Consider the following 25977-nt stretch of genomic DNA (forward strand, 5'->3'; position numbering starts at 1 on the left):
AGAGCAGATGGGCAAGACGTACGGCAGCTCCCCTTCCGTCGTGCCGGACGAGGTGCGGGGGCCCGCCCGCGCGCCGGGGCGGCCGGTGCGCATCCTGCTCGCCGACGACCAGCCGTTGCTGCGTACCGGGTTCCGGATGGTGTTGGGCACCGAGGACGACCTGGACATCGTGGCCGAGGCCGGGGACGGTCAGGAGGCGGTGGAGTTGTCCCGCCGGCTGCTGCCCGACGTGGTGCTGATGGACATCCGGATGCCCCGGATGGACGGGGTGGCCGCGACCCGGGCGATCGTGGACGCCCGGTTGCCGGTGCGGGTGCTCATCCTCACCACCTTCGACCTCGACGAGTACGTGGTGGGGGCGTTGCGGGCCGGGGCGAGCGGGTTCCTGGCCAAGGACGTGCCGGCCGACGACCTGGTCACCGCCATCCGGACGGTGGCCGCCGGGGAGGCGGTGGTGGCGCCGCGCATCCTCAAGCGGCTGCTGGACCGGTTCGCCACCGTGCTGCCGGACCCGGCGGCGAGCCCACCGAAGGCGTTGGGCACGTTGACCGAGCGGGAACGCGAGGTGCTCGTCCAGGTGGCCCGGGGGTTGTCCAATGCGGAGATCGCCGCCGCGCTGTCGGTCAGCGAGACGACCATCAAGACCCACGTCGGGCACGTGCTGACCAAGCTACGGCTGCGCGACCGGGTGCAGGCGGTGGTGCTGGCGTACGAGTCGGGGCTGGTCCGCCCCAAGGCGTAGCCGGGTGGTGGCGGGTCCCCCTCGGGGTGTACCCGCAGTGAGGCCGGTGGGCGGACGGCAGCGTTGCCCCGCTCACCTACCGTGACGAAAGACGGCGCGGCGCGGTTGACCATGACACGGCGTCAGGTTCTAGCGTCGGCGTCGGCACCGCCGCAGGCGGCGCGACGAACAGTGACCGGTCGTCGACTCAGGGGCAACCCTGAGTCGGGCTCCGGGCCGACCCGCAGCGGGAAATCCGCCTCGGGTCACCCCGTGGTCGGACGGATCTCCACCGACCGGCACCGAGGATGGGATCGACCCCACCGACCAGCGGGGGCGGTGGGGGCACACACAGCCAGACGGAAGAGGTAGATGACGTGACCGCGACGGTAGGCCGGCATGCGCAGGCCGCGGCCCGGGCGAACGACGTGTGGAAGGTGTACGGCACCGGCGAGGCGCAGGTCGCCGCGCTCCGCGGGGTCAGCGCCGAGTTCGAGCGGGGCAGGTTCACCGCGATCATGGGCCCGTCGGGCTCCGGCAAGTCGACGTTGATGCACTGCCTGGCCGGGTTGGACTCGGTGAGCAAGGGCACCGTGCAGATCGGCGACACGACGGTGACCGGGCTGGGTGACTCGGGCCTGACGAAGCTGCGCCGGGACAAGGTGGGCTTCATCTTCCAGCAGTTCAACCTGCTGCCCACGCTCACCGCCCAGGAGAACATCCTGCTGCCGATGTCGATCGCCGGCCGCAAGCCCGACCCGGCCTGGTACGACACGGTCATCGACACCGTCGGCCTGCGGGACCGGCTGGGGCACCGGCCGTCGCAGCTCTCCGGGGGTCAGCAGCAGCGGGTCGCCTGCGCGCGGGCGCTGGTCGCCCGCCCCGAGGTGATCTTCGCCGACGAGCCCACCGGCAACCTGGACTCCCGCTCCGGCGCGGAGGTGCTCAACTTCCTGCGCAACTCGGTACGTGAGCACGGGCAGACCATCGTGATGGTCACCCACGACCCGACCGCCGCCGCGTACGCCGACCGGGTGGTCTTCCTGGCCGACGGGCAGATCGTCTCGGAGCTGATCGAGCCGACCGCCGACACGGTCCTGGACACCATGAAGAAGCTGGACACCCCGGTCGAGGTGGCCGGCTGATGTTGCGGGCCACCCTCAAGAGTCTGCTGGCGCGCAAGGTGCGCCTGCTGTTGTCCGGCCTGGCCGTGGTGCTGGGCGTCATGTTCGTCTCGGGGGCGTTCGTGCTCACCGACACCCTGGGCCGCTCGTTCGACGCGGTCTTCGCCGACGCGTACGAGGGCATCGACGTCAACGTCGCCGGCAAGCCCAAGGTGGCGCTCAGCGAGATGCAGGGTGAGCAGGTGCCGACCACGGTGCCGGCGGCGACGGTGCAGCGCATCGGCGCGGTCGCCGGGGTCGCCGAGGCCACCGGCGTGGTCGCCACCGACGGGGCCCAGCTGATCGGCAGCAACGGCAAGGTGGTCACCTCGTTCGGGCCGCCGCAGCTCGGGTCGAACTGGCAGGGCGAGAGCGACCTGGTGAAGCTGCGCGAGGGGCACGAGCCCCGGGCGGACGACGAGATCGTCGTCAACGCGGCGCTGGCGCAGGCGGGCAAGGTGAAGGTCGGCGACCGGGTCGGGGTGCTGACCCCGCTGTCGCCGAAGCAGACCTTCACCCTGGTGGGGATCTTCGGGTACAGCGGTGACCGGGATTCGATCGGCGGGGTCAACGAGGTCGCCTTCACCACGCCGGTGGCGCAGCGGTTGCTGTTGGGTGAGCGGGACGTCTTCACCAACGTCACGGTCCGGGCGGCCGACGGGGTCAGCGACTCGGCGTTGCGCGACGACGTGGCCCGGACGCTCGGCGACGGCTTCGAGGTCAAGACCGGCGCGCAGTTGTCGGCGGACGCCTCGGCGAGCCTGAAGGAGGGGCTGTCCTTCTTCAACAAGATCCTGCTCGGCTTCGCCGCCGTCGCGCTGCTGGTGGGCACGTTCCTCATCCTGAACACCTTCTCGATCATCGTGGCGCAGCGGACCCGGGAGCTGGCGTTGATGCGGGCGATCGGGGCCAGCGGTCGGCAGATCATCGGTTCGGTGGTGCTGGAGGCGGTGGCGATCGGCCTGATCGCCTCGGTGCTGGGGTTGGGCGCCGGCATCGGCATCGGCGCGCTGCTGGCGTACGTCTTCGGCAACCTGGCCGGAGGGCTGACGCTGGCGGGCATCGGGGTGCCGGCCTCGGCGGTGATCGGCTCCTTCGCGGTGGGTCTGGTGATCACGGTGGTGGCGGCGCTGCTGCCGGCGCTGCGGGCGTCGCGCATCCCGCCGATCGCGGCGATGCAGGACGTGGCCAACCCGGACCGGCCGCTGACCCGGATCACCGTGACCGGTGGGGTGATCACCGGGATCGGCGCGGTGCTGCTGTTCCTCGGGCTCAGCGGCAACGCCGGGGACAACACGCTGGCGGTCATCCTGGGTGGGGTGCTGTTCGCCTTCATCGGGGTGGCGCTGCTGACTCCGTTGATCAGCCGCCCGGTGGTCTCCCTGCTGGGGGCGATCTTCGCCTGGTCGGTGCCGGGCAAGCTGGGTCGACTCAACTCCGGTCGCAACCCGCGCCGGACGGCGATCACGGCGGCGGCGCTGATGGTCGGCATCGCCCTGGTGACCGGGGTGACGGTGATCCTGGACTCGGCGAAGGGCAGCATCGGCGCGTTGGCCCAGGACACCATCAAGGCCGAGCTGGTGATCTCGGGGGCGTCGACCGGCCCACGGCCGGCGAGCTTCGACCCGGCGGTGCTGACGAAGGTGGCGGCGCTGCCCGGTGTGCAGCTGGCCGACGGCGAGTACGGCGACATGGGCATGGTCGACGGGAAGGTCACCTGGCTGGCCGCGTCCAGCGACGTGACGGCGTTGCAGCGGATCTTCGGGGCGAAGGCGACCGCCGGTGACATCAGCCGGCTCGGCCCGGACCAGATGCTGTTCAGCTCGGACGCCGCGGAGTCCCGCAACATCTCGGTCGGTTCGACGGTGACGGTGCAGGCCTCCCGGGGTGAGCCGCGCACCTACACGGTCAGCGGCATCTACGAGAGTTCCGAGCTGACCAGCCCGGTGCAGTTGCCGCCGCAGGCGGTGAAGGACTTCGCCATCCCGAAGCCCAACCAGGGGTTCATCCAGCTGGCCCCGGGCACCCGGGTGGCGGACGTGCAGCCGCAGGTGGAGGCGCTACTCGTGGACAGCCCCGAGGTGTCGGTGGCCGACCGGGACGCGTTCATCGAGCAGCAGACCGGCTCGCTGGACAGCCTGCTCACGATGATCCAGATCCTGTTGGCGCTGGCCATCGTGATCGCGGTGCTCGGCATCGTCAACACCCTGGCCCTGTCGGTGCTGGAGCGGACCCGCGAGCTGGGCCTGCTGCGGGCGATCGGGCTGCGCCGGGCGCAGACCATGCGCATGATCACCGTGGAGGCGGTGGTGATCTCGGTCTTCGGGGCGCTGCTCGGGATCGTGGTCGGCGTCGGTCTCGGTGCCGCGGTGGTCCGGGCGCTCAAGGACGACGGCATCACCGACCTGATCCTGCCGTGGGGTCAGATGGGGCTGTTCCTGCTGCTGGCGGCGATTATCGGCGTGGTGGCGGCGGTGCTGCCGGCGGTGCGGGCGGCCCGGATCAACGTGCTGGGCGCGATCGCGCACGACTGATCCCGTCCGCCGCGAAGGGGTTCCGCCGGTCGGCGGGACCCCTTCGCCGTGACCGGCCCGCGCCACCCGCCCCGCCGGTCACGGCGGGCCGGCCGCCCCCGTGGGTGACGGCGGCTCAGCCGGGTGGCTCGCCGAGCAGCGCCGCCAGCAGCTCCAGATCAGCGGCGGTCAGGCTCTCCACCTGGTGTACGCCGTCGGCCGGCGGCACCGGCACCTCCGCCGGTACGGCCAGCACCGCCGCGCCGGCGGCGAGCGCGCTGGCCACCCCGGTCGGCGAGTCCTCGATCGCCACGCACCGGCCGATCGGCACGTCGAGCAGCCGGGCAGCGGTCAGGTACGGCTCGGGGTGCGGCTTGGCCGAGTCGACCTCGTCGCCGCAGACCACGGCGTCGAAGCTGTCCCGGCCGAGGGTGTCCAGGGCGACCTCGACCAGGGGCCGGCCGCTGGAGGTGACCAGGGCGGTGGGGATGCCGGCGGCGCGGACCGCCCGCAGCAGGGTCAACGCGCCCGGCCGCCAACGCAGCCCGGTGCGGAACAGTTCCAGGATCCGCGCGTTGATCCACTCGGCGCTGGCCTGGGGGTCCCGCTCGGGTTGACCGAGGTCGTCGTGGAGGATGCGCATCGACGCGGCCATCGCGGTGCCGATCATCGCCCGACGGGCCGGGCCGGTCAGCGTGCCGCCGTAGACGGCGGCCAACTCGTGCAGGGCGACGTCCCAGAGCTTTTCGCTGTCGACCAGGGTGCCGTCCATGTCGAAGAGCACGGCGGCGGGGTGTGGGCTGCTCAGCGGAATCCTCCTGGCGGTCGCGGGTGGTCTCCGGGCGATCCTGCCAGCCCGGCCCGGGACGCGCGCCGCCGTACCACCCGGACGTGACGTGGTCCTCAGCCGAGGTTGCAGGCGTCCAGGGACCGTTCGTAGCCGCGGAAGAACCAGTCGGTGCGCTGTTCGGCGGTGCCGTGCGACCCCTCGGCGAACCACGGCTGGTCGGGGTCGTCGCCGACGGCGAGCAGCCCCTCACGGAACTCGTCCAGGTCGCCGGCGTCGAGCTTGAGGGTGCCGTCGCGTACCGAGTCGCCGAGGTACGCCCCGGCCATGCAGTCGGCCTGCAACTCCTGTTGGATGGTGAAGTTGGCGCGGATGCCGAGCCGGATCTGGATGCCGTGGGCGTACTCGTGGCCCAGCAGGTAGAACACGAACGCGTCACCGACCTGCCGGAACGCCGCCACCGACCAGTTGACGTCGTAGGCGATGAAGTCGCCCTGGGAGCAGTAGACCGCGTTGTTGCGGGGCAGCGCCTGGCCGCCGCAGGAGATCTCACCCTCCCGCTGGTAGGGCAGGACCTGGCGGATCGGCCGGAACTGCTGCCCGGAGGTCCGGAACTGGGCGGCCCAGTAGCGTTCGGCGATGGTGACGGCGTCGTCGATGTCGCTCTTGAACTCGGCCACGCTGGTGGTGCCGTCGGCGCGGGTGGTCTCCGCCTCGGGCGAGGCCGGTGCCGCCGGGCGCGACGACTGTCGTGGGGCCGGTTCCCGGGGTGCCTGCGGGGCGTTCTCCCGCACCCCGCCGGCAGCACAGCCGACCGCCACCACCAGCGCCGTCAACGCGGCGACCAGTGGTCCGTGCGAGCGGCGTCGTGAGCCTGCCGTCACCGTGTGCCTCCCAGGCGTCCCGGTCCTGCGGCCGGTGGTACCCCGACCGTGGAACGATCATGCCCGGCCGACGTCCCGTTGACCATGGGGCACCCGGATCGACCCGACCGGGACGGTCAGTGGTGCTCCTGGCCCCGGTGGATCGTGTCGGCCTGGGCGAGGTGGCGTCCCGCCTCGTACCGGTGCTGTCTGGCCTGGGCGTCCAGCCCGGCGGCCCGGTCCTCGGCCCCGGCGGTGCGGGCCCGGTCGCGCCAGGCGACCCAGCCGAGGGTGCCGACCGTCACCAGCGCCGCCACCCCGAGCGTGACCCACATCGTCGTCATGGGACCACGATAGGTAACCCGTCGCCATCCGGGCGTCTCCCGCCCGGTCGGCGGTTAACCTCGGGGCCGGTGTCCGGATCGGCCCCGCGGCACCGACGTCTCCGGTGTCCGGCCGGGCCACGGCCGGCCGAGAGGAGAGAACATGAAATACATGATCATGTTGTACGGCTCGCAGCGCGACTACGACGCGATGGCCGGCCGGCCCGGCGCGCAGCCGCCGATGACGCCGGAGCAGGTCGCCGCGATGCACGCCCACATGGCGGCGGTACACCAGGAGCTGGCCGAATCCGGTGAGCTGGTCGACGGGCAGGGGTTGACCGCGCCGGTGCACGCCCGCCGGGTGCGGCTGCGGCAGGGCACGCCCGTGGTCACCGACGGGCCGTACCCGGAGACGCAGGAGGTGCTGGCCGGGTTCACCGTCGTCGACTGTGTCAGCTTCGACCGGGCGACCGAGATCGCCGCCCGGTTCGTCGACCCGGACGCCGAGGGCGGGTACGTCGACGTGCGGCCGGTCGCCGACGGCATCGACGACCTGGACGGCTGACCCGTTCCCGTGGGCCCGTCCACCGTCGAGGACCTGCTGCGCGTGCTCGCGCCGCAGGTCCTCGGCGCGGTCGTCCGCCGGTACGGCCACTTCGACACCGCCGAGGACGCCGTCCAGGAGGCGCTGCTGGCCGCCGCGACCCGCTGGCCGGTCGAAGGGCTGCCGGAGCACCCCCGGGGTTGGCTGATCACGGTGGCCGCCCGGCGGCTGACCGACCTGCTGCGCGCCGGGCAGGCCCGGCGTCGGCGGGAGGACGACGAGGGCCGGGCGCAGCGGTGGATCGCCCCGGCGGCCGACCACCGGGAGCCGGTCGACGACAGCCTGATCCTGTTGTTCCTGTGCTGTCATCCGGCGCTGCCGCCGGCCGCCCAGATCGCCTTGACCCTGCGCGCGGTCGGTGGGTTGAGCACCGCCGAGGTGGCGCGGGCGTTCCTGGTGCCCGAGGCCACCATGACCCGGCGGATCACCCGCGCCAAACAGCGCATCCGCGACAGCGGGCTGCCGTTCGCGCTGCCCGACGCCGACGAGCGCCCGGCCCGGCTCGACGCCGTCCGGCAGGTGCTCTACCTGGTCTTCAACGAGGGGTACGCGAGCACCGCCGGCCCGCACCTGCGCCGGGTGGACCTGTCGACCGAGGCGATCCGGCTGGCCCGGCTGCTGCACCGGCTGCTCCCGGACGACCCGGAGGTGACCGGGCTGCTGGCGTTGATGTTGCTCACCGACGCCCGGGGCCCGGCCCGGGTCGGTCCGGAGGGTGAGCTGGTGCCGATGGCGGAGCAGGACCGCCGCCGCTGGCGGAGCGACCAGATCACCGAGGGGGTGGCCCTGATCAGCGCGGTGCTGCCGCGTGGGGACGTCGGGCCGTACCAGCTCCAGGCGGCGATCGCGGCGGTGCACGACGAGGCACCGAGTGCCGACGAGACCGACTGGGCGCAGATCGTGGCCCTCTACGAGGTGCTGATGCGGATCTCGGACAACCCGGTGGTGGCGCTCAACCACGCGGTGGCGGTGGCGATGGCCCGGGGTCCCGTCGACGGGCTGCGCCTGCTCGACGCGCTGGCCGCCGATCCCCGCATCGGCGACGACCCCCGCCGGCACGCCGCCCGCGCCCACTTGCTGGAACGCTGCGGCAGCCTCGCCGAGGCCCGGGCGGCGTACGCGCACGCGGCCCGGCTGTCGACGAACCTCCCCCGCCAGCGCTACCTGTACGGCCGGCTGGCGCGGCTGACCGACGCCGGGGACGGTGAGCACGGCAACGGATGACCGTGCGCGGGCGACGCTGCGATGGTGGATGGGTCGCCTGGCCAGGCCCGTCACCGTCTTCGAAGCTGGAGGGCTCGATGGACCATCCGCGCGATCTACTCGACGCTGCGACGAAACTCCGCCCCGAGATGGTGGACCGGCTGCGCGTCCTGGTGTCCGCCGAGTCGCCCCCCGATGACCTGCCGTGCCTGGAGTCCTGTGCCGACCTGCTCGCGGGTTGGGGCGAGGAGGTGCTCGGCCGGCCCGCCGAACGGGTCGTCGTGGACGGGCTGCCGCACCTGCTGTGGCCGGCGGCCCGGCAACGGGTGCTGCTGCTCGGTCACTTCGACACGGTCTTCCCCGCCGGCACCGTCCGGACCCGGCCCTTCACCGTACGCGGGGACGTCGCCACCGGTCCCGGGGTGTGCGACATGAAGGCCGGCATCGTGCAGATGTTCACCGCACTGGGCCTGCTGGCCGACAGCTCCCGGGTGGGGGTGCTGCTCACCTGCGACGAGGAGAGCGGCTCGGGCACGTCCCGGCCGTTGATCGAACGCGAGGCGCAGCGCTCGGACGCGGTGCTGGTCTGCGAGGCGGCCACCCCGCAGGGGGAGGTGAAGGTGGCCCGCAAGGGGGGCTCGGTGTACCGGGTGACCGTGCGGGGCCGGGCCGCCCATGCCGGGGTGGAGCCCCAGCGGGGGGTGAACGCCACCGTCGAGGTCGCCCACCAGATTCTCACGCTGCGCGCCCTCGGCGCGGGGCACAGCGCCGGCACGTCGGTCACCCCGACGCTGTTGGCGGCCGGCACCACCACCAACACGGTGCCGGAGCTGGCCAGCCTGGCGGTCGACGTACGGGCGTGGACCAGTGCCGAACTCGAACGCGTCGACCGGGCCATCCACGGGTTGGTGCCGTTCCTGCCCGAGGCGACGGTGGCGGTGGAGGGCCGCATCGGCCGCCATCCGATGCCCCCGGAGCTGGCCCGGCCGCTGCTGGAGATCGCCCAGTCGGTCGCCGGTCGACTGGGCCTGTCGACCCTGGGCGGGGCGCACGCGGCGGGCGCGTCGGACGGCAACTTCACCGCCGCGTTGGGGGTGCCGACGCTGGACGGGCTGGGTGCGGTGGGTGGTGGGGCGCACGCCCGGGACGAGTACGTCCAGCTCGACCGGATGCCGGAGCGAACGGCCCTGTTGGCCGGACTGATCGACCGGTTGTCCACGGTGGAGGGGCATTGATGACGACGTGGCCGAACGGGCCGTAGGCTGCTCCCTGTCGGCGAGCGACCGACGGCGAGGGGTCGGACGCGCGCATGACTACGGCACAGTGGTCGGGGTCGACCATTCCCCTGCTCGGCGTCGAGGAGGAGTTCCTCGTCGTCGACGCCGAGCGGGGCGAGGTCAGGCCGGAGGCCGCCACGGTGGTCGACCTGGCCCGCCCGGTGCTCGGCGGTCGGGTGGGTGGCGAGATCACCGAGCTGCAGATCGAGACCCGCACCGATCCCTGCCACGCGGTGGCGGACATCGAGGCGCAACTCGTCGAGGCCCGGGCGGCGTTGCAGGCGGCGGCGGGCCGGGCCGGGCTGCGGGTGGTCGCCACCGGCTCCCCGGTGCTCGGCCGGGCCGTGCCGCCGCCGATCACCCAGGGGCCACGCCAGGACCGGGGCAACGCCACCTACCGGGGGTTGCACGACGACCTGGCGATCTGCGCGGTGCACGTACACGTGGAGCAGCCGGACCGGGACCGGGCGGTGCTGGTCGGCAACCACCTGCGCCCGCACCTGCCGGTGTTGCTGGCGTTGACCGCCAACTCGCCCTACTGGCGTGAGCGCGACACCGGCTATGCGAGCTGGCGCAGCCTGACCTGGCAGCGCTGGCCGGTGGCCGGCCCGCCGCCGTATGTGACCTCCGCGCAGCAGTACGACGCCCACATCGACCTGCTGCTCGACGCGGGCGCGCTGGTCGACTCCGGGACGATCTTCTGGGACATGCGGCTGTCGGCACGCCACCCCACCCTGGAGGTCCGGGTGGCCGACATGCCGATCACCGCCGCCGAGTCCGCCGGGTTCGCCGCCCTGGTCCGGGCCCTGGCGATGGTCGCCGGAGCGGCAGTCGACCGGGGCGACGAGGGCCCCCGCACCGACCCGGACCTGATGCGGCTGGCGTACTGGCGGGCCGCCCGGGACGGGATGGGTGGCCACGGCGTCGAGGTGGGCACCGGGCGGCTGCTGCCCGCCGGGGTGCTCGCCGCGCAGCTGGTCGAGCTGGCCCGGCCGGCGTTGGCGGAAACCGGTGACGGACCCCGGGTCGGGCGGTGGCTGGCCGGGCTGGCCGCCGACGGTGACGGGGCGACCCGGCAGCGGGCGGCGGCGGCCGGGGGGCGACTCACCGACGTGGTCGCCGCCCTGGTCACCGCGACCGCTCCGGACGTGCCCGATCGGCAAGACAGCACGGTGGCGTAACGACGAACCGGCCCGCCTCGGAAATGCTGGGAGCAGCCGACCCACGGGCGTGGCGTCCACTGTGGAACTAGCTGCGTGGTGCCCGGCGGGTCGGTTATCGCAGGGAGGCGACAGATGGCCGACACGGTCCTGCTACCCACCGTCCCGATCCGACACGAGCGCCGGCCGGCGGCGGACATGCTCCGCGCGGCGGAGGCGTTCGCCGACCGGATGGCCGGCCGCCGTTCGGTACGCGACTTCGCGCCCGACCCGATACCCGAGGGGGTGATCGAGGCGGCGGTCCGGGCCGCGTCGACCGCCCCCAGCGGGGCCAACGTGCAGCCGTGGCGGTTCGTCGTGCTGACCGACCCGGCCCGCAAGCGCCGGCTACGTGAGGCGGCCGAGGCCGAGGAACGCGACTTCTACCAGCGCCGCGCGCCACAGGAGTGGCTGGGGGCGATCGCCCAGCTCGGCACCGACTGGGAGAAGCCGTTCCTGGAGACCGCGCCCGCCGTCATCGTCGTGTTCGAGGTGCACCAGGGGCCGCACAGCCCCAAGCCGTACTACGTCAAGGAGTCCGTCGGCATCGCGGTCGGCCTGCTGATCTCCGCGCTGCACCACGCGGGCCTGGTCACACTGACCCACACGCCCAGCCCGATGCGGTTCCTCAACGAGGTGTGCGAGCGCCCGCCGGAGGAACGCCCCAACCTGGTGCTGCCGGTCGGGTACCCGGCCCCGGGCGCCCGGGTCCCCGACCTGGCCCGCAAGCCGCTCGACGAGATCATGATCCGCCAGTGAGGTCCCCGGTCAGGAACTCGACGAGCGGGTCGACGTGCCGGTCCGGCCGCCGCCACTCGGCCAGCAGATCCTCCAACAGGTGCTGCTCGGCCACCAGCTCGCCGTGGCGGTACCGCCGGATCACCGGGTGGATGAAGGCGCTCTCCCGGGCCCGGTCCGGCGTGGGGTGCCGGTCGATGGCGAAGACGTCGCCGTAGTCGTCGCGACCCCAGCGCAGGGCGAGGGTGTAAAGGTGCGACGCGTCGGCGAACCGCTCCACGGCGTAGTCCTCCGGCAGGTCCTCGTAGTGCCGGAAGTCGCCGGTGGCGTCGTCGCGGACGAACACGTCACAGAGGTACTCGAACTGGGTCCACAGCGCCGAACTCCAGTTGACCCGGTCCAGCATCACCTTGGTCAGCGACGCCGGCTCCCCCGGCGTCGTGGCCACCGGCACCGGCACGTCGTCGTAGCGCTCGCGCAGCAGCCGGGTGAAGGTCCGCAGGTTGTACCGGAACCCGTCGATGAACGGCGACGAGGCGTGCTTCACGTCCCGCGCCTGCGCGATGGTGCCGGCGAAGTACAGGTCGTCGACGTTGCTCGACTGCCAGTCGGGGCGCAGGCCGGGCATCCGGCCGTCCCGCACCATGTCCGGGGCACAGGCGGCGTCGAACAGGGAGGTGTCCATCCGGAACCCGGTGCAGCGCAGCACCTCGTGGTAATCCAGCTCGGCGGTCTCCCCCTGGGCGTGGGTGTAGGTGATGGAGACCTGGAACCTTCCGTCGACCGGCCGGATCTCGTCGATGGTGCAGTCGAGCACCGAGTGCAGCGTCTTGAACTGGTAGCTGTCGAGGATCGCGCCGTACTGGCCCCGGACGTCACCGGGGTGCTTGGTGTTCCAGGCCAGCCGCAGCGGCTGCCGGCTGGCCAGGTGCACCATCGACGCCTTGCCCAGGATCGCCGAGGCGGTCTCGAACGCGGAGTTGCCCTTACCGATGATCAGGACCCGCTTGCCGGCGTAGCGGTCGGGGTCGACGTCCATCTCCTCGTAGCCGGTGGCGTACTCGATGCCCTTGATGTCCGGCACGAACGGCCGCCCCCAGCCGGTCGCCACGATCAGGCAGCGCGCCCGCACGACCCCCCGGTCGGTGCGCACGACGAACCCCTCGTCGTCGCGGCTGATCTGCTCGACCGTGGTGCCGTAGCGGACCCGGAGCTGGTGGACCCGTTGGAACTCGGCGAGATAGCTCACCAGGTCGTCCGCCGCCGGCAGGTACTCCTGGCTGAACTTCGGGAACAGCAGCTCCGGGTCGTCGTTGAGCAACGAGTTCCAGTCCCACCGCAACCGGATCTCGGGGTCGGTGCTGTCGGTGTGCACCTTGTTGAGCGAGATCAGCCGACGGTGGCGCGGGAACCGCCGGAAGAAGCCACCGGGCTCGGCGCCGCGCTCGAGCGTCAGGTAGTCGGCACCCTGCTGCTGGAGGTAGTAGCTCAGCTGCAGGCCGGCGGGCCCGGCTCCGACGATGACGTACGTGTGCGTGGTGTCGACCATCAGGTGAACCCTTCGACGCGGAGACGGTTCCCCCGACGATGGAGTGGACCACGAGATGTGTCAATGGTCGACGGTCGGAATCGACGGCGGTGCGCCGGTGGGCACCCGGCGGGGGTCGCCGGGCCGGAGGCTACGACGAGATGGTGAACGCCGCCACCACGCCATTGTGGTCGGAGTTGGTGCCGCTGACGATGTTGTAGTCGGTCATCCACATCTCGCGGTGTTCCTCGACGCGCTTCCAGAAGTAGATGTAGTCGATGTGCCGGTTGCCGTGCGTCCCGTTCCCCTTCTCGCCGTACAGGTTGTAGCAGGAGCGCAGGTTCGGCAGTTCGTTGGCCTCGAACACCTTCCAGGGGAACTTCTGGTACCCGTACGCCCGGTCGGCGCTGAAGTCGACGTTCAGGTCGCCGCTGACGATCACCTGACCGGAGTCTTTCTTGGTAGCCGCCAAGTTCTTCAGGGCCTGGAACTGTTGCTCGGCGCAGGCGGTCCGGGGCAGGTCCTCGGGCCGGCCGTTGTTGTCGATGCTGGAGTTGGCGTGGGCGTTGAGGTGGTAGACGCTGCGCCCGGTCGCCTTGTGCCGGTAGCGCACCCAGTTGTTGTAGCGGGCCGGTGGCACCTCACCGGGCCCGTTGGTGTCGCACACGAAGTTCGACCCCTTGTCGAGCACGTCGAACACGCTCTTTTTGGCCAGCAGCGCCTCGTTGGCCGCCTGCGTCGGCTCGGGCGCATACAGCCACCAGCCGTTGTCCGCCGCCCAGTTCTGCAGGAACGCCTTGCGGTTGCCGACCTCGTTGAGCCCGACCAGGTCCGCCTTCGCGGTGATCAGTTCCAGGTCGTGGACGAAGTCGGCCTGGTTCAGCTCGTTGAGGATGTTCAGGGTCGCCGCCTGGAAGGTGGAGTTCGCGGCGGCGGGGGTCGCCGGCACCAGGCTCACCAGCAGCACCGCCGCGCCGACGAGGGCACCCGCCCCGCGCGCCGACCAGAGTTTTCCGCGTGACATGGTGGTCCTCTCCTGAGTCCCGGCAACCGCCGCAACGCGATCCGGCGATGAAGAATACTGTCTTGCTTTCTTCCGGCACGGTAGCTTAGTTTCACCACCCGGACAACGGAAACACATTGTCCGGAATGAATTGCCGATCTTGCCGACGGAGTGGCGCAGGGGCCCGCTCGACACCGGCCCGGACGCCGTCCTCCACCCGCCTGTCGCACCGGGAGACCCCATGCATCCACGAACGACCTGGCGACCGTCGCTGATCGCCGTCGTGGTCGCGCTCGTCGCCGGCACCGCCGCCGCGCCCGCCGCAGCGGCCACCCCGCAACCGGTGTACGCCCCCTCGGGCGGGATCGCCGACCCCGGCGTGGTGCGGCACAACGACACCTTCGTCGTGTTCGCCACCGGCACCCGGGCCCCGGCCTACCGGGGTGAGACCGCGTCCGGGCCGTGGAGCGCCCTCGGCACGACCCTCGGATCGGTCCCGGACTGGGCCGAGAACGGCGCGGTGTGGGCCCCCGACGCGGTCCGTACCGCCACCGGATGGGTGCTCTACTACTCGGCGCCCGCCAAGGGCAAGAACGGACAGCGGTGCATCGGGGCCGCGACCTCCGACACCGTCGACGGGACGTACACGCCGGTGGGTGTCGCGCCGCTGATCTGCCCGGGTGGCGCGCACGGAGCGGACGACGCGGTGGCGGGACGGCCGGTCGCCGCCGCTGGCGTGATCGACCCGTCCCCGTTCGAGGACGCCGACGGCAAGCGGTTCGTGCTCTACAAGACGCAGCAGACCCCGTCGTCTATCCGGATGCTGCGGCTCGACGACACGGGTACCCGCTGGGTCGGCAACGCCAGTGGTGAGCTGGTCCGCAACGCCGGCATCATCGAGAACCCGGTGCTGCGGCAGCGGGGCTCCACGTACGTGCTGTTCGCCTCCCGGTACGGCTACGACAACTGCAGCTACGCCACCGTCTATCTCACCTCCACCGACCGGTGGGACTTCCACGGCAGGACCGAGCATTCGTTGCTCACCACGTCCGGCACCGGGATCTGCGGCCCGGGAGGCGCGGATCTCGTCCCGGCCCTGGTCGACGACGAGCAGCGGCTCTTCCTGCACGGTTGGGTCTGCGCCGGCACCACCCCGTGCCGGCAACAGGCCGACGGCTCGCTGCCCGCCAACGCCCGCCGCGCGCTGTACGCGGCGATCTTCCGCTGGGACGGCGCCACCCCGCGCGTCGGGGCGTTCCTCTGAGCCGTCCGGCGGCGGCAGCGGTCGCCCTGTCGATGCGGGCCGACCCCCGCCGAGGCCGGCTCAGTCGTCGCGCTGTCGGCCCGACCGGCGGCCGGTCCGGGCGACCACGACGGCGGCGGCGAGGCTGAGCGCCGCAGCACCCAGTTGCAGCAGTCCGTCGACGAGGTCGACGAGGTCGGTGAGAGAGGGGGATTCCACTGTGGCCTCCGGGGGGGGTCGGTCCCCGCCGTCCGCGCGGTGCGGAGGCGCCCCCCGGGCCCGGGTGACATCCACGGGCACCATCACGATTATGGCACCACGAACCGAACGCCGTCACCCGCCCGGTCCCGCTTCCCAGCCGTAGCCGCCGCACCGGGACGGGTCAGAGTTGACCGGGAAAGAAGCCGTAGCGGGCCAACGGCTCGACGATGTTCTGCTCCTCGTAGGACAGGTGCGACAGCAGGGTGTCGGTGAGCACGTCCACCGCCCGCTGAAGCTCGGCCAGCCGCTCCGGGTCCTCGATCAGCGCGACCAGGGCCCGGTCGACGCCCTCCACGACGTCGTGGATGACCACGTGTTCCTGCTCCAGCCGGTCGATCACCGGCACCAGCGCCGGGTCGGCCCGCCGCAGGTGCGGGAAGATCGCGTCGTCCTCCAACCCGTGGTGCTGGGTGACCAGCGTGCAGTAGGCGGCACAGTACGCCCCCAGCGTCCAGTTGTTCTGCCGCATCGTCATCCGGTTGAGCACGCCCCGGGCGTCCCCGGCGGAGACCACCCCCCGGCGGACCTGATCGAGCAGGTCGCGGATCTCGCCCAACTCCCGGCGCAGGTGGTCGTGGACGTCGACCAGGTGCCCGCCGACGGCCTGGGCCTGCGGGGAGTAGACGTGCCCGGTCGGGGCCGGCGGGGCGACCGGCCGGGTCGACTCGTCCCAGAGCCGGTGGTCGCTGTGCCGTACCTGCGGTGCCGGGGTGGGGGTGACCGCCAGCCCGGCGACGCCCCCGGCCCGGACGGCCTCCCCCGGCCGCGCACCGGCCGGACGGCCGGCGCCCGCCGCCGACCCGCCCTCGCCCGGCCCGCCCTGCGCCACCGGACCCGTCCCGGCCGGACCGCCCTCGCCCGCCCCGGCCTGGGCGGCCGGGCCGGAGCCCGCCTGGGCGGCCGGGGCGGGTCCGGTCGAGCCGGGCCCGCCCGACGCGCTCCGCTCGGCGGCGACCAGCTCACGGACGGCGGGGGCGACCTCCTGGGCGAACAGCTGGATGCTGGTGGGATCATCCGTGCCGAGGATGAAGCCGGAGGTGCCGTACGTCAGCACCAGGTCGGCCAGTTCCCGCACCCACTGCTGCGGCGGCCCCTCGAGGAAACCCGCACCGGAACGGGTGAACCGACCGGAGACGTTCAGCAACCGCCGCACCTCGGCGGGGTCACGCCCGACCGCCGCCGCACCCTCGTCGACGAGCGCGTTGAGGTCGGCCAGCTCCGCCGGCCCCTTCGGCAGGTACGACAGCGACGGCAACCAGCCGTCCGCCGCCCGGCCCACCAGCCGCAACAACCTCGGCTTGTACGCCCCGACCCAGATCCCCACCGGGTGCGCCGGGGCGGGACCACGCTTCGCGCCGACCACCCGGTAGTGCTCGCCGTCGACCCGCACCCCGCCGCGCCGGTCGGCGGCCCAGACCTCGCGGATGATCCGGATCGCCTCGTCCAACGCGTCCACCGCCTGCCCCGGGGCGAGCCGTCGGCCACCGTTGGCCTCGATGGCGTCCCAGAACGCACCCGCACCGAGGCCGAGTTCGACCCGGCCGCCGCTGAGCAGATCGAGGCTGGCGACGCTACGGGCCAGCACCACCGGCTGCCGCAGCGGCAGGTTGAGCACGTTGCCGGCCAACCTGATCCGGCTGGTCGCCGCCGCCAGGTAGGACATCAGCGTCCAGGTGTCGAGAAATCCCGGCTGGTAGGGGTGGTCCTGGAAGGTGACCAGGTCCAGGCCGACCTGTTCGCAGAGCCGGGCCCGGGCGACGACCTGCTCCGGCTGCCGGGCGTCGGGGGTCAGGAAGCCGCCGAACAGCAACTCGTGTCCGTAGTCGGTCATGACGCTGCCGTCACCTGATCCCTTCGTCGCGCCCGGCGTCGCCCAGCGGCACGCCCGGCGTCGGGACGCGGCCACGGCGGGTGGCCGGGGCGACCGGCCCACCGTAGCGCCGTCCCACGGTGCTCTGCCGGGCGGTCGCGGAGTTCGGGCCGGTCAGGGCCGCAGTGCCGGGCCGGCCAGAGGTCGAGGGTGAGGTGTACGGCCACCTGCTCCCCCACCTCGATCCCCTCGGCCGTACGCACCCGGGCCCTGCCCGGGACGAGATAGCGCCCGCCCGACGATCACGAGTGGCGGAAGTTGCGGCAGCTTGCAAGGCTAGGTGCCGTGTATGACTACGACCTGTTGGTGCTGGGCTCCGGGCCCAGCGGTCAGAAGGCCGCGATCGCCGCCGCGAAGCTCGGTAGGCGGGTCGGCATCGTGGACCGCCGCGACATGATCGGTGGGGTGTGCATCAACACCGGCACCGTCCCCTCCAAGACGCTGCGGGAGGCCGTGCTCTATCTGACCGGCCTGAGCCAGCGGGACCTCTACGGCAGCAGCTACCGGGTCAAGGAGGAGATCACCGTCGCCGACCTGGCCGCCCGTACCCAGCACGTGATCGAGCGGCAGACCGATGTGATCCGCAACCAACTGGGCCGCAACCGGGTCGCGTTGATCACCGGCACCGGCCGGTTCGCCGACCCGCACTCGATCTGGGTGGACGGCGGCTCCGGGCACGACACCCGGATCACCTTCGACAAGGCCGTCATCGCCGCCGGCACCCGACCGGCCCGCCCGGACAGCGTCGACTTCGACGACCGGACGATCGTCGACTCCGACGGGGTGATCAACCTCCAGGCCGTGCCGCGCAGCATGGTCGTCGTCGGTGCCGGCGTGATCGGCATGGAGTACGCCTCCATGTTCGCCGGGCTGGGCACGAAGGTGACCGTGGTGGAGCGCCGGGACCGGATGCTCGAATTCTGCGACGAGGAGATCATCGAGTCGCTCAAGTACCACCTGCGTGACCTGTCGGTGACGTTCCGCTTCGGCGAGGAGGTCGCCGCGGTGGAGAAGCACCAGAACGCCGCGCTGTGCATCCTCAAGAGCGGCAAGAAGATCGTCGCCGACACGGTGATGTACTCGGCCGGCCGGCAGGGGCAGACCGACGACCTGGCCCTGGACGCGGCGGGCCTGGAGGCCGACAAGCGCGGCCGGATCTCGGTCGACGAGCACTACCGCACCAGCGTGGAGCACATCTACGCGGTGGGCGACGTGATCGGCTTCCCGGCGTTGGCGTCCACCTCGATGGAGCAGGGCCGGATGGCCGCGCAGCACGCCTGCGGCGAGCCGGCCCGGGAACTCCAGGAGTTGCAGCCGATCGGCATCTACACGATTCCGGAGATCAGTTTCGTCGGCAAGACCGAGGAGGAGCTGACCAACAGCTCCACCCCGTTCGAGGTGGGCATCGCCCGCTACCGCGAGCTGGCCCGGGGGCAGATCGTCGGCGACTCGTACGGCATGTTGAAGCTGCTCGTCTCCCCGCAGGACGGCCGGTTGCTCGGGGTGCACGTGTTCGGCACCGGCGCGACCGAGATCGTCCACATCGGGCAGACCGTGATGGGGTGCGGTGGCACGGTCGACTACCTGATCGACACGGTCTTCAACTACCCGACCCTGTCCGAGGCGTACAAGGTCGCCGCCCTGGACGCGGCCAACAAGATCCGCAACATCACCCGGATCGACGGCTGACCCACCGCCCGGTGCGGGCTCCGCGACGCGACACGCGGGGCCCGCACCGGTGGGTGGGGACGGCACCGGCCGGGCGCGCGAGGTGACGCACGGCGGCGGCGGCAACTACGCTCGACGGGTAGTCAGCCGCCGATCGACAGGGTCCGCCTCGTGATGCCGAAGAGTCCGACCGTGGACGGGCAGTCGCCGGGGGACAGCCGCCGCCGGAGCCTGGGCGCGCTGCTGCGCCGGGTGCACCTCGGCGGACCGGTGTCGCGCGCCGGGCTGGCCGCCGGGTTGGGCGTGAATCGCAGCACGGTCCTGGCGCTCACCACCGAACTGGTGGCGGCCGGCCTGGTGCGGGAGGGCTTCCCCGAGCTGACCGGCCGGGCCGGCCGGCCGTCCCTGGTGGTCCGGCCCGCGTCCGACCGGGTCTTCGTGCTCGCCTTCGACATCGCGGTGGACCTGCTGGTGGCCGCCCGGGTCGGGCTGGGCGGGCAGATCCAGGACCGCCGGGAGGCGCCCCGGGCCCGCGCGGGCGTCGACCTGGAGACCGTGGCGGGGGTGCTGGCCGACCTCGGGCGTGACCTGCACCGGGCAGCGGCACCGGGGGCGGTCTGCGTGGGGATCGGCGCGTCGTACTGCGGGATGATCCGGCCCGGCGACGGGATGGTGCGGTTCGGCCCGGACCTGGGCTGGGTGGACCAGGCGTTCGGCGCGGAGCTGGGGCGTCGACTCGATCTCGGCCTGCCGGTCCTGGTCGGCAACGAGGCCCACCTGGGCGCGCTGGCCGAACACCAGCGTGGGGTGGGCGTCGGGGTGCGCAACCTGGTCTACCTGCACGGCGACGTCGGGGTCGGTGGCGGCATCATCGTCGGCGGCGACCTGCTCGGCGGCGACGGCGGGTACGGCTCCGAGGTTGGTCACATGCTCGTCAACCCGTACGACGGGAGGCCGTGCGGGTGTGGTTCGCGCGGCTGTCTGGAGGCGGAGGTCGGCGAGCGGGCGTTGCTCGACGCGGCCGGTCGACCCGCCGACCTGATCGGCCGCGACGCGGTCCGGGAGGTGGTCGAGGCGGCCGGTCGCGGCGAACCGGCAGCCCGCGACGCCCTGCGGACCGTCGGCGACTGGTTGGGCATCGGGGTGGCCAACGTGATCAACCTGTTCAATCCCGGCATGGTGATCTTCGGTGGCGTGCTGCGGGAGGTGTACCGGGGCACGGCGACGCACGTCCAGGAACGGATCACCGCCAACGTGCTGCCGGTCTCACGGTCCCGGGCGCAGTTGCGGGTCTGCGCCCTCGGTGACGACGCCACCCTGGTCGGCGCGGCGGAACTCGGCTTCACGCGGCTGCTCGCCGATCCGCTGGGGATCCCGGTCGGCTGAGCGGCCGGCCGAAAACCCGTTGGCCGCAGCGGTCCGGTGGGCCAGGCTGGTGGGCATGACGTACTGACGGACACCTCCGCATCCCGCCCGCGCCGCGCCACCGCGTGCGCCGCATGCCGCCGTGATACCGCGCGCCATCGCGCGCCGCCGCGCCGTCCGTTCCCGTCACCCGAAACGAGCGTCCGTGTCCCCACAGCATTTCCCGCCGCCGTCGACCACGGCCACCGTCACCGTCTTCGCCTCCCCCGAGAGCTGGATCGAGTCCGACGCCGTCCGGCAGTGCCACCAGGTGGCGGCCCTCGACGGCATGCGCCACGTCGCCGCCATGCCCGACCTGCACCCGGGCAAGGGCGCCCCGATCGGCGCCGCAATGGCCTCGACCGTGCTCTACCCGCATCTGGTGGGCTCCGACATCGGGTGCGGCATCGCCGTGTTCCCGATCGGCCTCAGGCGCGTCGTACCCGAGCGGCTCGCCGCCCGTTTCCCCGACCTGGACCGGGCGCTGGACCCCGGGCGGGACGCCGACGATCCGGCCTGGGCCGCCGCGGCCGGCGATCCGCCCGGCGGCCACGTCGAGGGCCTCGGCACGGTTGGGCGGGGCAACCACTTCGTCGAACTGGCCCGGATCGAGACCGTCTTCGCGGCGGACCACGCGGGCCGGCTCGGGCTCGCCGCCGGTGATCTCGTGCTCATCGTCCACAGCGGATCCCGCGGCCTGGGTGAGCGGATCCTGCGGGCACACACCGAGGCCCACGGCGCGGGTCCGGCCCCCGATCCGGCCGGCTACCTGGCGCGGCACGACGACGCCGTCCGCTGGGGTGCGCTCAACCGTCGGCTGCTGGCCGCCCGGGTCGCCCATGCCCTGGGGGCCGAGCCCACCGCGCCGATCGTCGACCAGTGCCACAACCTGGTCGAGGTCCGTGACGGCAGCTACCTGCACCGTAAGGGCGCGGCCCCGGGTGACGGCCGCGACGTGCTGGTCGCCGGTACCCGGGGCACCCGCTCGTTCCTCGTCGCCGGCCACGCGGGCCCGGCGGCCAATTATTCGGTGGCGCACGGGGCGGGTCGCAAGATGTCCCGCGCCGACGCCCTGCGTCGGGGCCGGGCCAAGCACACGGTCGCCGAGTTGCGGCGGACGCCGGTCGGTTCGCTGGTGGTGTGCGGCGACCGGCAACTGCTCTTCGAGGAGGCCCCGACGGCCTACAAACGTATCGAGCAGGTGATCGCCGATCTGGTCGGCCACGGCCTGGCCACCCCCGTGGCGAGCACCGTCCCACTGGTCACCTACAAGACACCCGACCTCGGGTCCGAGCTCCGACCGGCACGCCGGGACGAGCGTCGGCAGCGGGGGCGGGGATGAGCGTCCACCTGCTCCTGTCGGCCGGTCGCACCGGCGGGCCCGGCGGCCAGCACCGGAACCTCGTCCGGGGTGACGCCGTGCGGGTCGAACGTCCGCACGCACCCGAAGGGTCGGCGGCGACGACCGGGGTACGGGTCAGGAGCCGTCGCGCAGGTCGGCCAGCCGGTCGCGGGTGAAGTGGATGTCGTCGAAGGTGACCCGGCAGCCGTCCCCGATCGGCGACTGCGCCTCGAAACCGATCGTGGCGCCGGTGGCCGCACCGTCGACGGTGAAGTACCGGACCATCCGCCAGGTCCGCCCGTCGACCGAGGCGTGGTACGCGAACGCGTGGTCGATCCGGGACACCCGCAGCCACACCGAACGGCCGTCGACGACGAAGGCGTTGGCGTCGTCGGCGACCCCCCGGCCGACCACCGAGACGATCATGGGCTCGCCGTCGGGAGAGAACTCGAAGCAGAGTTTGCCCCAGTGCCGCTCGTCGACCCAGAGCAGCAGCACCCCGGCGTCGTAGGTCGCCGCGAAGTCGACGCCGACCCGGGCGCTGAACTGGAAGTCGCCGTCCGGGGGCAGACCGAGCAGGGTGGCCGCGGTGATCGTCGGCTCGGCGTGGAGCGGGTCGCCCGACGCCGGGTCGATGAAGATGTCGGTGCGCGGGGCGGCCGACGCGCTCACCACACCGTCCGCCTCGGCGATCGTCCACGCCGCCTCGGGAGACGGGGACAGGGTGAACGGCAGACCCGGGACGTTCCAGGTGGTGGTCATGGCGTCCATTATCTGCCGGGGCGCCGGCACACGTTGTCCCGGTGGGCCGGTACCCGCCGTCGTCGGTCGGGACGCCTAGGGTGAGGGTATGGCTGAGCGAGGTCTGACCCTGATGGCGGTGCACGCGCACCCCGACGACGAGGCGACGAGCACCGGCGGCGTGCTGGCCCGGTATGCGGCGGAGGGCATCACCACGGTGCTGGTGACCTGCACCGACGGGCGGTGCGGCGACGGTCCCGGCGGGGTGAAGCCGGGCGATGCGGGGCACGACCCGGCCGCCGTGGTGGCGATGCGGCAGGAGGAGTTGGAGGCCAGCTGCGCGGCGTTGAAGGTCAGCCACCTGGAGACGCTCGGCTACGCCGACTCCGGGATGATGGGCTGGCCGACCAACGAGTCGCCGGGCGCGTTCTGGACCACTCCGGTGGTGGAGGCGGCGGACCGGCTGGCGGAGCTGATCCGGCACTACCGCCCGGACGTGGTGGTCACCTACGACGAGAACGGCTTCTACGGCCACCCCGACCACATCCAGGCCCACCGGATCACCATGGCCGCCGTGGCGATGACCGACATCCCGGCGAAGGTGTACTGGACCACCGTGCCGCGCACGGCGTTCGCGGAGTTCGGTCGGGTGATGAAGGAGCTGGGCGTCGAGTGGGCCGAGCCGGACGCGGCGGACGCGCCGGGGCCGCAGCTCGGTCTGCCCGACGACGAGATCACCACCTGGGTGGACACCAGCAGTTTCGGCGTGCAGAAGTTCGACGCGCTGGCCGCCCACGCCAGCCAGACCGAGAACATCTTCTTCCTGCGGATGGGCCGGGACCGGTTCGTCGAGCTGATGGGTCGGGAGACCTTCGTCCGGGTCCGCGACACCACCGGGGCGGCGCTGCCGGAGGACGACCTGTTCGCCGGACTGCGCTGACGGCGCGAGCGGGTGTTGCCGGGGTGTTCCGTCCGTAACAGGGATGGAACACCCCCGGCACAACTCGTCGGTCATACCATCGCCCGGATGGGCAACTCGGTATGAATAGCCATCGACAACTGTCTTCCCAGACTCTCCACAGCCGACGATGATCTCGCTATCGAAAGATGCGAGAGCATCTCGGATTGGGGAGGTCAGTTTGAGATCAGCCCTAGCGCTGGCCGGCGTCACCATGCTGGTCGGCAGCGGTCTCGTGGTCACCACCACGAGCGTGTCCGCAGCCCCACCATCCACCCCGGGGCCGGCGCTGGTCGCCGCCGCCGACACCGCCCTCAAGGATCACGCCGGAGCCGTCAGGTCCTCGGCGAAGGACCGCTACGCCGTGCACAGCAGCCGGCGGGACGCCAAGGGCGGCGGCGCGGTCCGCTACACCCGCACCTACGACGGGCTGCGCGTCTACGGCGGCGACTTCGTGATCCGCACCGAGGCCGACGGCGACTACGCGGGCAGTTCGGTCGGCCTGGCCGCTCCGCTGACCCTCGCCACCACCCCGAAGGTCACCGCCGCCAAGGCGCGCAAGGCGGCGACCGCCGAGTTCTCCGGCAAGGTCACCGGCACCGGCGCGGCGGAGCTGTTCGTCGACGCCAGCAGCGGCACCGGGCGGCTCGCCTGGGAGACCGTGGTCACCGGTTGGGCGCCGGACGGGCAGACCCCCTCCAAGCTGCACGTGATCAGCGACGCGCTCACCGGCGCCCGGATCGGCTCGTACGACGAGATCGAGTCCGTCGTCGGCACCGGCAACAGCGTCTACGCCGGCCCGGTCGCGGTCGATACCACGCTGTCCGGTGCGACGTACAGCCTGATCGACCCGACCCGGGGCAACGGTCGGACCTGCGACATGAACAACGGCACGTCGACCTGCACCACGTTCACCGACGCCGACAACGTGTGGGGCACCGGGGCACCCTCGAACCGGCAGTCCGCCGCGGTCGACGCGCACTTCGGCGCGGCGGCGACCTTCGACTACTTCACCAACGTGCACGGCCGCAACGGCATCTTCGGCAACGGCACCGGCGTGCCGAGCCGGGTGCACTACGGCAACGCCTACGTCAACGCCTTCTGGGACGGCGCGCAGATGACCTACGGCGACGGCGCGGGCAACGCCAAGCCGCTGGTCTCGCTCGACGTGGCCGGCCACGAGATGTCCCACGGTGTCACCGAGAACGTGGTGCCCGGCGGCCTGACCTACTCCGGCGAGTCCGGCGGCCTCAACGAGGCCACCAGCGACATCTTCGGCAACATGGTGGAGTTCTACGCCAACACCACCGCCGACCCGGGCGACTACCAGGTCGGCGAAAAGATCAACATCAACGGCAACGGCACCCCGCTGCGCTACATGTACAACCCGACGCTGGACGGCTCCTCGCACGGCTGCTGGTCGAGCAGCACCAACAGCATCGACGTGCACTACTCCTCCGGCGTGGCCAACCACTTCTTCTTCAACCTGGCCGAGGGCTCCGGGGCGACCTCGTACGGCACCTCGCCGCTCTGCGGGTCGGCCCCGCCGGTCACCGGCATCGGCCGGCAGAAGGCGGAGAAGATCTGGTTCCGCGCCCTGGACGCGTACTTCGTGTCGAACACCCGCTACGTGAACACCGCCCAGCCGACCAACACCGCGCGGCTGCACACCCTGTCGGCCGCCACCGACCTGTACGGCCTGTGCTCCACCGAGTACAAGGCGGTGATGGCCGCCTGGACCTCGGTGAACGTGACCGGCACCGAGTCCTGCGCCGCCAACGACTTCTCCGTCTCGGTCGCCCCGACGACGCTCACCCTCAACCCGGGTACCTCGGGCACCGCCACGGTCTCCACCACGGTCGTCCGGGGCACCGCCGAGACGGTCACCTTCTCGACCGGCCCGCTGCCGGCCGGGGTGACCGTCTCGTTCAGCCCGACGTCGGTCACCGCCGGTGGGTCGACCACCGTCACGGTCACCGCCGCCGCCACTGCCGGCAGCGGCACGGTGGCGATCACGGTGGTGGGCACCTCGCCCTCGATCGCCCGCACGGCCACCCTGAACCTGACGGTGAACGGGCTGCCGGGCTGCTCCGGCACCAACGGCACCGACGTGCCGATCGCCGACAACTCGACGGTGGAGAGCACCATCGTGATCAGCGGTTGCGCGGCGACCCCGTCGACCGCGAGCAAGGTCGAGGTGCACATCGTGCACACCTACATCGGTGACCTGGTGGTCAGCCTGGTCGCCCCGGACGGCAGCGTCTACACGTTGCAGAGCCGCTCCGGGGGCAGCACCGACAACATCGACCAGACGTACACCGTGAACCTCTCCTCCGAGGTGGCGAACGGGAGCTGGAAGCTGCGGGTCCAGGACGCGGCGAGCCTCGACACCGGTTACGTCAACAGTTGGAGCCTGAACCTCTGACAGTGGCACGGCGGGCGGGCCATCCGGGCTTCCGGGTGGCCCGCTTCGCGTCGCCGGCACGGAGTCGACCGCCCCACACCCCGCTATAGTCAAGTCTGTCTATTGGTGTCGCCGCCCCGACGCCGGCAGGTCCCCCACCACCA

General features: G+C 72.2%; 22 protein-coding genes. 14 read left to right on the top strand and 8 right to left on the bottom strand.

Translation table 11 applies throughout. From position 1 onward, the window contains the following. Positions 1–7 precede the first annotated feature (7 nt). The 3 genes from AB0K25_RS08650 to AB0K25_RS08660 all read left to right on the top strand — a co-directional run bounded on the left by AB0K25_RS08650 (position 8) and on the right by AB0K25_RS08660 (position 4418). Positions 8–742 carry a response regulator transcription factor gene (locus AB0K25_RS08650; protein ID WP_363819301.1) on the top strand — a complete coding sequence of 245 codons (735 nt, stop codon included), beginning with the start codon at positions 8–10 and terminating at the stop codon, positions 740–742. 356 nt (positions 743–1098) lie between these two features. Continuing rightward, positions 1099–1866 (top strand): ABC transporter ATP-binding protein, encoded by a 768-nt coding sequence (locus AB0K25_RS08655; protein ID WP_219461466.1) that lies wholly within the window; start codon positions 1099–1101, stop codon positions 1864–1866. Continuing rightward, complete coding sequence (locus tag AB0K25_RS08660) at positions 1866–4418, top strand: FtsX-like permease family protein (protein WP_357533681.1); 2553 nt, start codon at positions 1866–1868, stop codon at positions 4416–4418. The genes AB0K25_RS08655 and AB0K25_RS08660 overlap by 1 nt, the downstream gene beginning before the upstream one ends. A gap of 115 nt (positions 4419–4533) precedes the next feature. Here the strand turns inward: AB0K25_RS08660 and AB0K25_RS08665 are convergent, their stop codons facing one another. The 3 genes from AB0K25_RS08665 to AB0K25_RS08675 all read right to left on the bottom strand — a co-directional run bounded on the left by AB0K25_RS08665 (position 4534) and on the right by AB0K25_RS08675 (position 6391). After that, positions 4534–5181, bottom strand: coding sequence for an HAD family phosphatase (locus AB0K25_RS08665; protein ID WP_219461460.1), 648 nt, complete (start codon positions 5179–5181; stop codon positions 4534–4536). A 119-nt stretch (positions 5182–5300) separates the two neighbouring features. Further along, positions 5301–6068 carry a neutral zinc metallopeptidase gene (locus AB0K25_RS08670; RefSeq protein WP_219461458.1) on the bottom strand — a complete coding sequence of 256 codons (768 nt, stop codon included), beginning with the start codon at positions 6066–6068 and terminating at the stop codon, positions 5301–5303. Between the two features lie 116 nt (positions 6069–6184). Then, on the bottom strand, positions 6185–6391 hold the full coding sequence (locus AB0K25_RS08675; RefSeq protein WP_363819306.1) for a hypothetical protein: 207 nt from the start codon (positions 6389–6391) through the stop codon (positions 6185–6187). Between the two features lie 142 nt (positions 6392–6533). On the opposite strand from AB0K25_RS08675, the gene AB0K25_RS08680 reads away from it, so the two are divergent. From AB0K25_RS08680 to AB0K25_RS08700, 5 genes are all read left to right on the top strand, one after another. Then, positions 6534–6935, top strand: a complete 402-nt coding sequence (locus AB0K25_RS08680; protein ID WP_208566168.1) for a YciI family protein — start codon at positions 6534–6536, stop codon at positions 6933–6935. Positions 6936–6944: 9 nt separating this feature from the next. Further along, positions 6945–8198, top strand: coding sequence for a sigma-70 family RNA polymerase sigma factor (locus AB0K25_RS08685; protein ID WP_363819309.1), 1254 nt, complete (start codon positions 6945–6947; stop codon positions 8196–8198). A 77-nt stretch (positions 8199–8275) separates the two neighbouring features. Beyond that, positions 8276–9412: a M20 family metallopeptidase gene (locus AB0K25_RS08690; RefSeq protein WP_357533691.1), complete on the top strand. Its 1137-nt coding sequence runs from the start codon at positions 8276–8278 to the stop codon at positions 9410–9412. A 74-nt stretch (positions 9413–9486) separates the two neighbouring features. Beyond that, the gene (locus tag AB0K25_RS08695; protein ID WP_363819312.1) at positions 9487–10635 is read left to right on the top strand and encodes a glutamate--cysteine ligase; all 1149 of its coding nucleotides are present in this window, start codon (positions 9487–9489) and stop codon (positions 10633–10635) included. 177 nt (positions 10636–10812) lie between these two features. Further along, positions 10813–11412, top strand: a complete 600-nt coding sequence (locus AB0K25_RS08700; RefSeq protein ID WP_255598079.1) for a nitroreductase family protein — start codon at positions 10813–10815, stop codon at positions 11410–11412. Here the strand turns inward: AB0K25_RS08700 and AB0K25_RS08705 are convergent. After that, positions 11396–12940, bottom strand: a complete 1545-nt coding sequence (locus AB0K25_RS08705; protein WP_357533693.1) for an NAD(P)-binding domain-containing protein — start codon at positions 12938–12940, stop codon at positions 11396–11398. The genes AB0K25_RS08700 and AB0K25_RS08705 overlap by 17 nt on opposite strands. Positions 12941–13070: 130 nt before the next feature. Next, on the bottom strand, positions 13071–13943 hold the full coding sequence (locus AB0K25_RS08710) for an endonuclease/exonuclease/phosphatase family protein (protein WP_363819315.1): 873 nt from the start codon (positions 13941–13943) through the stop codon (positions 13071–13073). A 220-nt stretch (positions 13944–14163) separates the two neighbouring features. On the opposite strand from AB0K25_RS08710, the gene AB0K25_RS08715 reads away from it, so the two are divergent. After that, complete coding sequence (locus AB0K25_RS08715; RefSeq protein WP_357017466.1) at positions 14164–15186, top strand: glycoside hydrolase family 43 protein; 1023 nt, start codon at positions 14164–14166, stop codon at positions 15184–15186. A 60-nt stretch (positions 15187–15246) separates the two neighbouring features. Here the strand turns inward: AB0K25_RS08715 and AB0K25_RS08720 are convergent, their stop codons facing one another. Further along, positions 15247–15384 (bottom strand): hypothetical protein, encoded by a 138-nt coding sequence (locus AB0K25_RS08720; RefSeq protein WP_219461432.1) that lies wholly within the window; start codon positions 15382–15384, stop codon positions 15247–15249. Positions 15385–15547: 163 nt separating this feature from the next. After that, positions 15548–17257, bottom strand: a complete 1710-nt coding sequence (locus AB0K25_RS08725; protein WP_363819320.1) for an LLM class flavin-dependent oxidoreductase — start codon at positions 17255–17257, stop codon at positions 15548–15550. A gap of 324 nt (positions 17258–17581) precedes the next feature. Between AB0K25_RS08725 and sthA the strand changes: the two genes are divergently transcribed. The 3 genes from sthA to AB0K25_RS08740 all read left to right on the top strand — a co-directional run bounded on the left by sthA (position 17582) and on the right by AB0K25_RS08740 (position 21710). After that, positions 17582–18985 (top strand): Si-specific NAD(P)(+) transhydrogenase, encoded by a 1404-nt coding sequence (gene sthA / locus AB0K25_RS08730; RefSeq protein ID WP_208566178.1) that lies wholly within the window; start codon positions 17582–17584, stop codon positions 18983–18985. Between the two features lie 153 nt (positions 18986–19138). Then, positions 19139–20350: an ROK family protein gene (locus AB0K25_RS08735; RefSeq protein ID WP_363819323.1), complete on the top strand. Its 1212-nt coding sequence runs from the start codon at positions 19139–19141 to the stop codon at positions 20348–20350. A gap of 184 nt (positions 20351–20534) precedes the next feature. After that, complete coding sequence (locus AB0K25_RS08740) at positions 20535–21710, top strand: RNA ligase RtcB family protein (RefSeq protein WP_363819326.1); 1176 nt, start codon at positions 20535–20537, stop codon at positions 21708–21710. A gap of 135 nt (positions 21711–21845) precedes the next feature. On the opposite strand, the gene AB0K25_RS08745 is transcribed toward AB0K25_RS08740, so the two are convergent. Next, the gene (locus AB0K25_RS08745; protein WP_357533705.1) at positions 21846–22472 is read right to left on the bottom strand and encodes a DUF1349 domain-containing protein; all 627 of its coding nucleotides are present in this window, start codon (positions 22470–22472) and stop codon (positions 21846–21848) included. An 88-nt stretch (positions 22473–22560) separates the two neighbouring features. Here AB0K25_RS08745 and AB0K25_RS08750 point away from each other — a divergent pair, with 88 nt between their 5' ends. Both AB0K25_RS08750 and AB0K25_RS08755 read left to right on the top strand, forming a co-directional pair. Further along, positions 22561–23391 (top strand): PIG-L family deacetylase, encoded by an 831-nt coding sequence (locus AB0K25_RS08750; protein WP_357533707.1) that lies wholly within the window; start codon positions 22561–22563, stop codon positions 23389–23391. Between the two features lie 199 nt (positions 23392–23590). After that, positions 23591–25834, top strand: coding sequence for a M4 family metallopeptidase (locus tag AB0K25_RS08755; RefSeq protein WP_357533709.1), 2244 nt, complete (start codon positions 23591–23593; stop codon positions 25832–25834). The last annotated feature ends 143 nt before the right edge of the window (positions 25835–25977 follow it).

The sequence above is a fragment of the Micromonospora sp. NPDC049257 genome, from assembly GCF_040678915.1.
Taxonomy (GTDB): Bacteria; Actinomycetota; Actinomycetes; order Mycobacteriales; family Micromonosporaceae; genus Micromonospora; species Micromonospora antibiotica.

What these genes read in the sequence shown, in the direction of transcription:
- AB0K25_RS08700 (WP_255598079.1), top strand. Translation starts at nt 10,813, where the DNA reads ATGCTCCGCGCGGCGGAGGCGTTCGCCGACCGGATGGCCGGCCGCCGT.
- AB0K25_RS08660 (WP_357533681.1), top strand. Translation starts at nt 1,866, where the DNA reads ATGTTGCGGGCCACCCTCAAGAGTCTGCTGGCGCGCAAGGTGCGCCTG.
- AB0K25_RS08695 (WP_363819312.1), top strand. Translation starts at nt 9,487, where the DNA reads ATGACTACGGCACAGTGGTCGGGGTCGACCATTCCCCTGCTCGGCGTC.
- AB0K25_RS08710 (WP_363819315.1), bottom strand. Translation starts at nt 13,943, where the DNA reads ATGTCACGCGGAAAACTCTGGTCGGCGCGCGGGGCGGGTGCCCTCGTC.
- AB0K25_RS08675 (WP_363819306.1), bottom strand. Translation starts at nt 6,391, where the DNA reads ATGACGACGATGTGGGTCACGCTCGGGGTGGCGGCGCTGGTGACGGTC.
- AB0K25_RS08705 (WP_357533693.1), bottom strand. Translation starts at nt 12,940, where the DNA reads ATGGTCGACACCACGCACACGTACGTCATCGTCGGAGCCGGGCCCGCC.
- AB0K25_RS08650 (WP_363819301.1), top strand. Translation starts at nt 8, where the DNA reads ATGGGCAAGACGTACGGCAGCTCCCCTTCCGTCGTGCCGGACGAGGTG.
- AB0K25_RS08725 (WP_363819320.1), bottom strand. Translation starts at nt 17,257, where the DNA reads ATGACCGACTACGGACACGAGTTGCTGTTCGGCGGCTTCCTGACCCCC.
- AB0K25_RS08715 (WP_357017466.1), top strand. Translation starts at nt 14,164, where the DNA reads ATGCATCCACGAACGACCTGGCGACCGTCGCTGATCGCCGTCGTGGTC.
- AB0K25_RS08745 (WP_357533705.1), bottom strand. Translation starts at nt 22,472, where the DNA reads ATGACCACCACCTGGAACGTCCCGGGTCTGCCGTTCACCCTGTCCCCG.
- AB0K25_RS08750 (WP_357533707.1), top strand. Translation starts at nt 22,561, where the DNA reads ATGGCTGAGCGAGGTCTGACCCTGATGGCGGTGCACGCGCACCCCGAC.
- AB0K25_RS08680 (WP_208566168.1), top strand. Translation starts at nt 6,534, where the DNA reads ATGAAATACATGATCATGTTGTACGGCTCGCAGCGCGACTACGACGCG.
- AB0K25_RS08735 (WP_363819323.1), top strand. Translation starts at nt 19,139, where the DNA reads ATGCCGAAGAGTCCGACCGTGGACGGGCAGTCGCCGGGGGACAGCCGC.
- AB0K25_RS08690 (WP_357533691.1), top strand. Translation starts at nt 8,276, where the DNA reads ATGGACCATCCGCGCGATCTACTCGACGCTGCGACGAAACTCCGCCCC.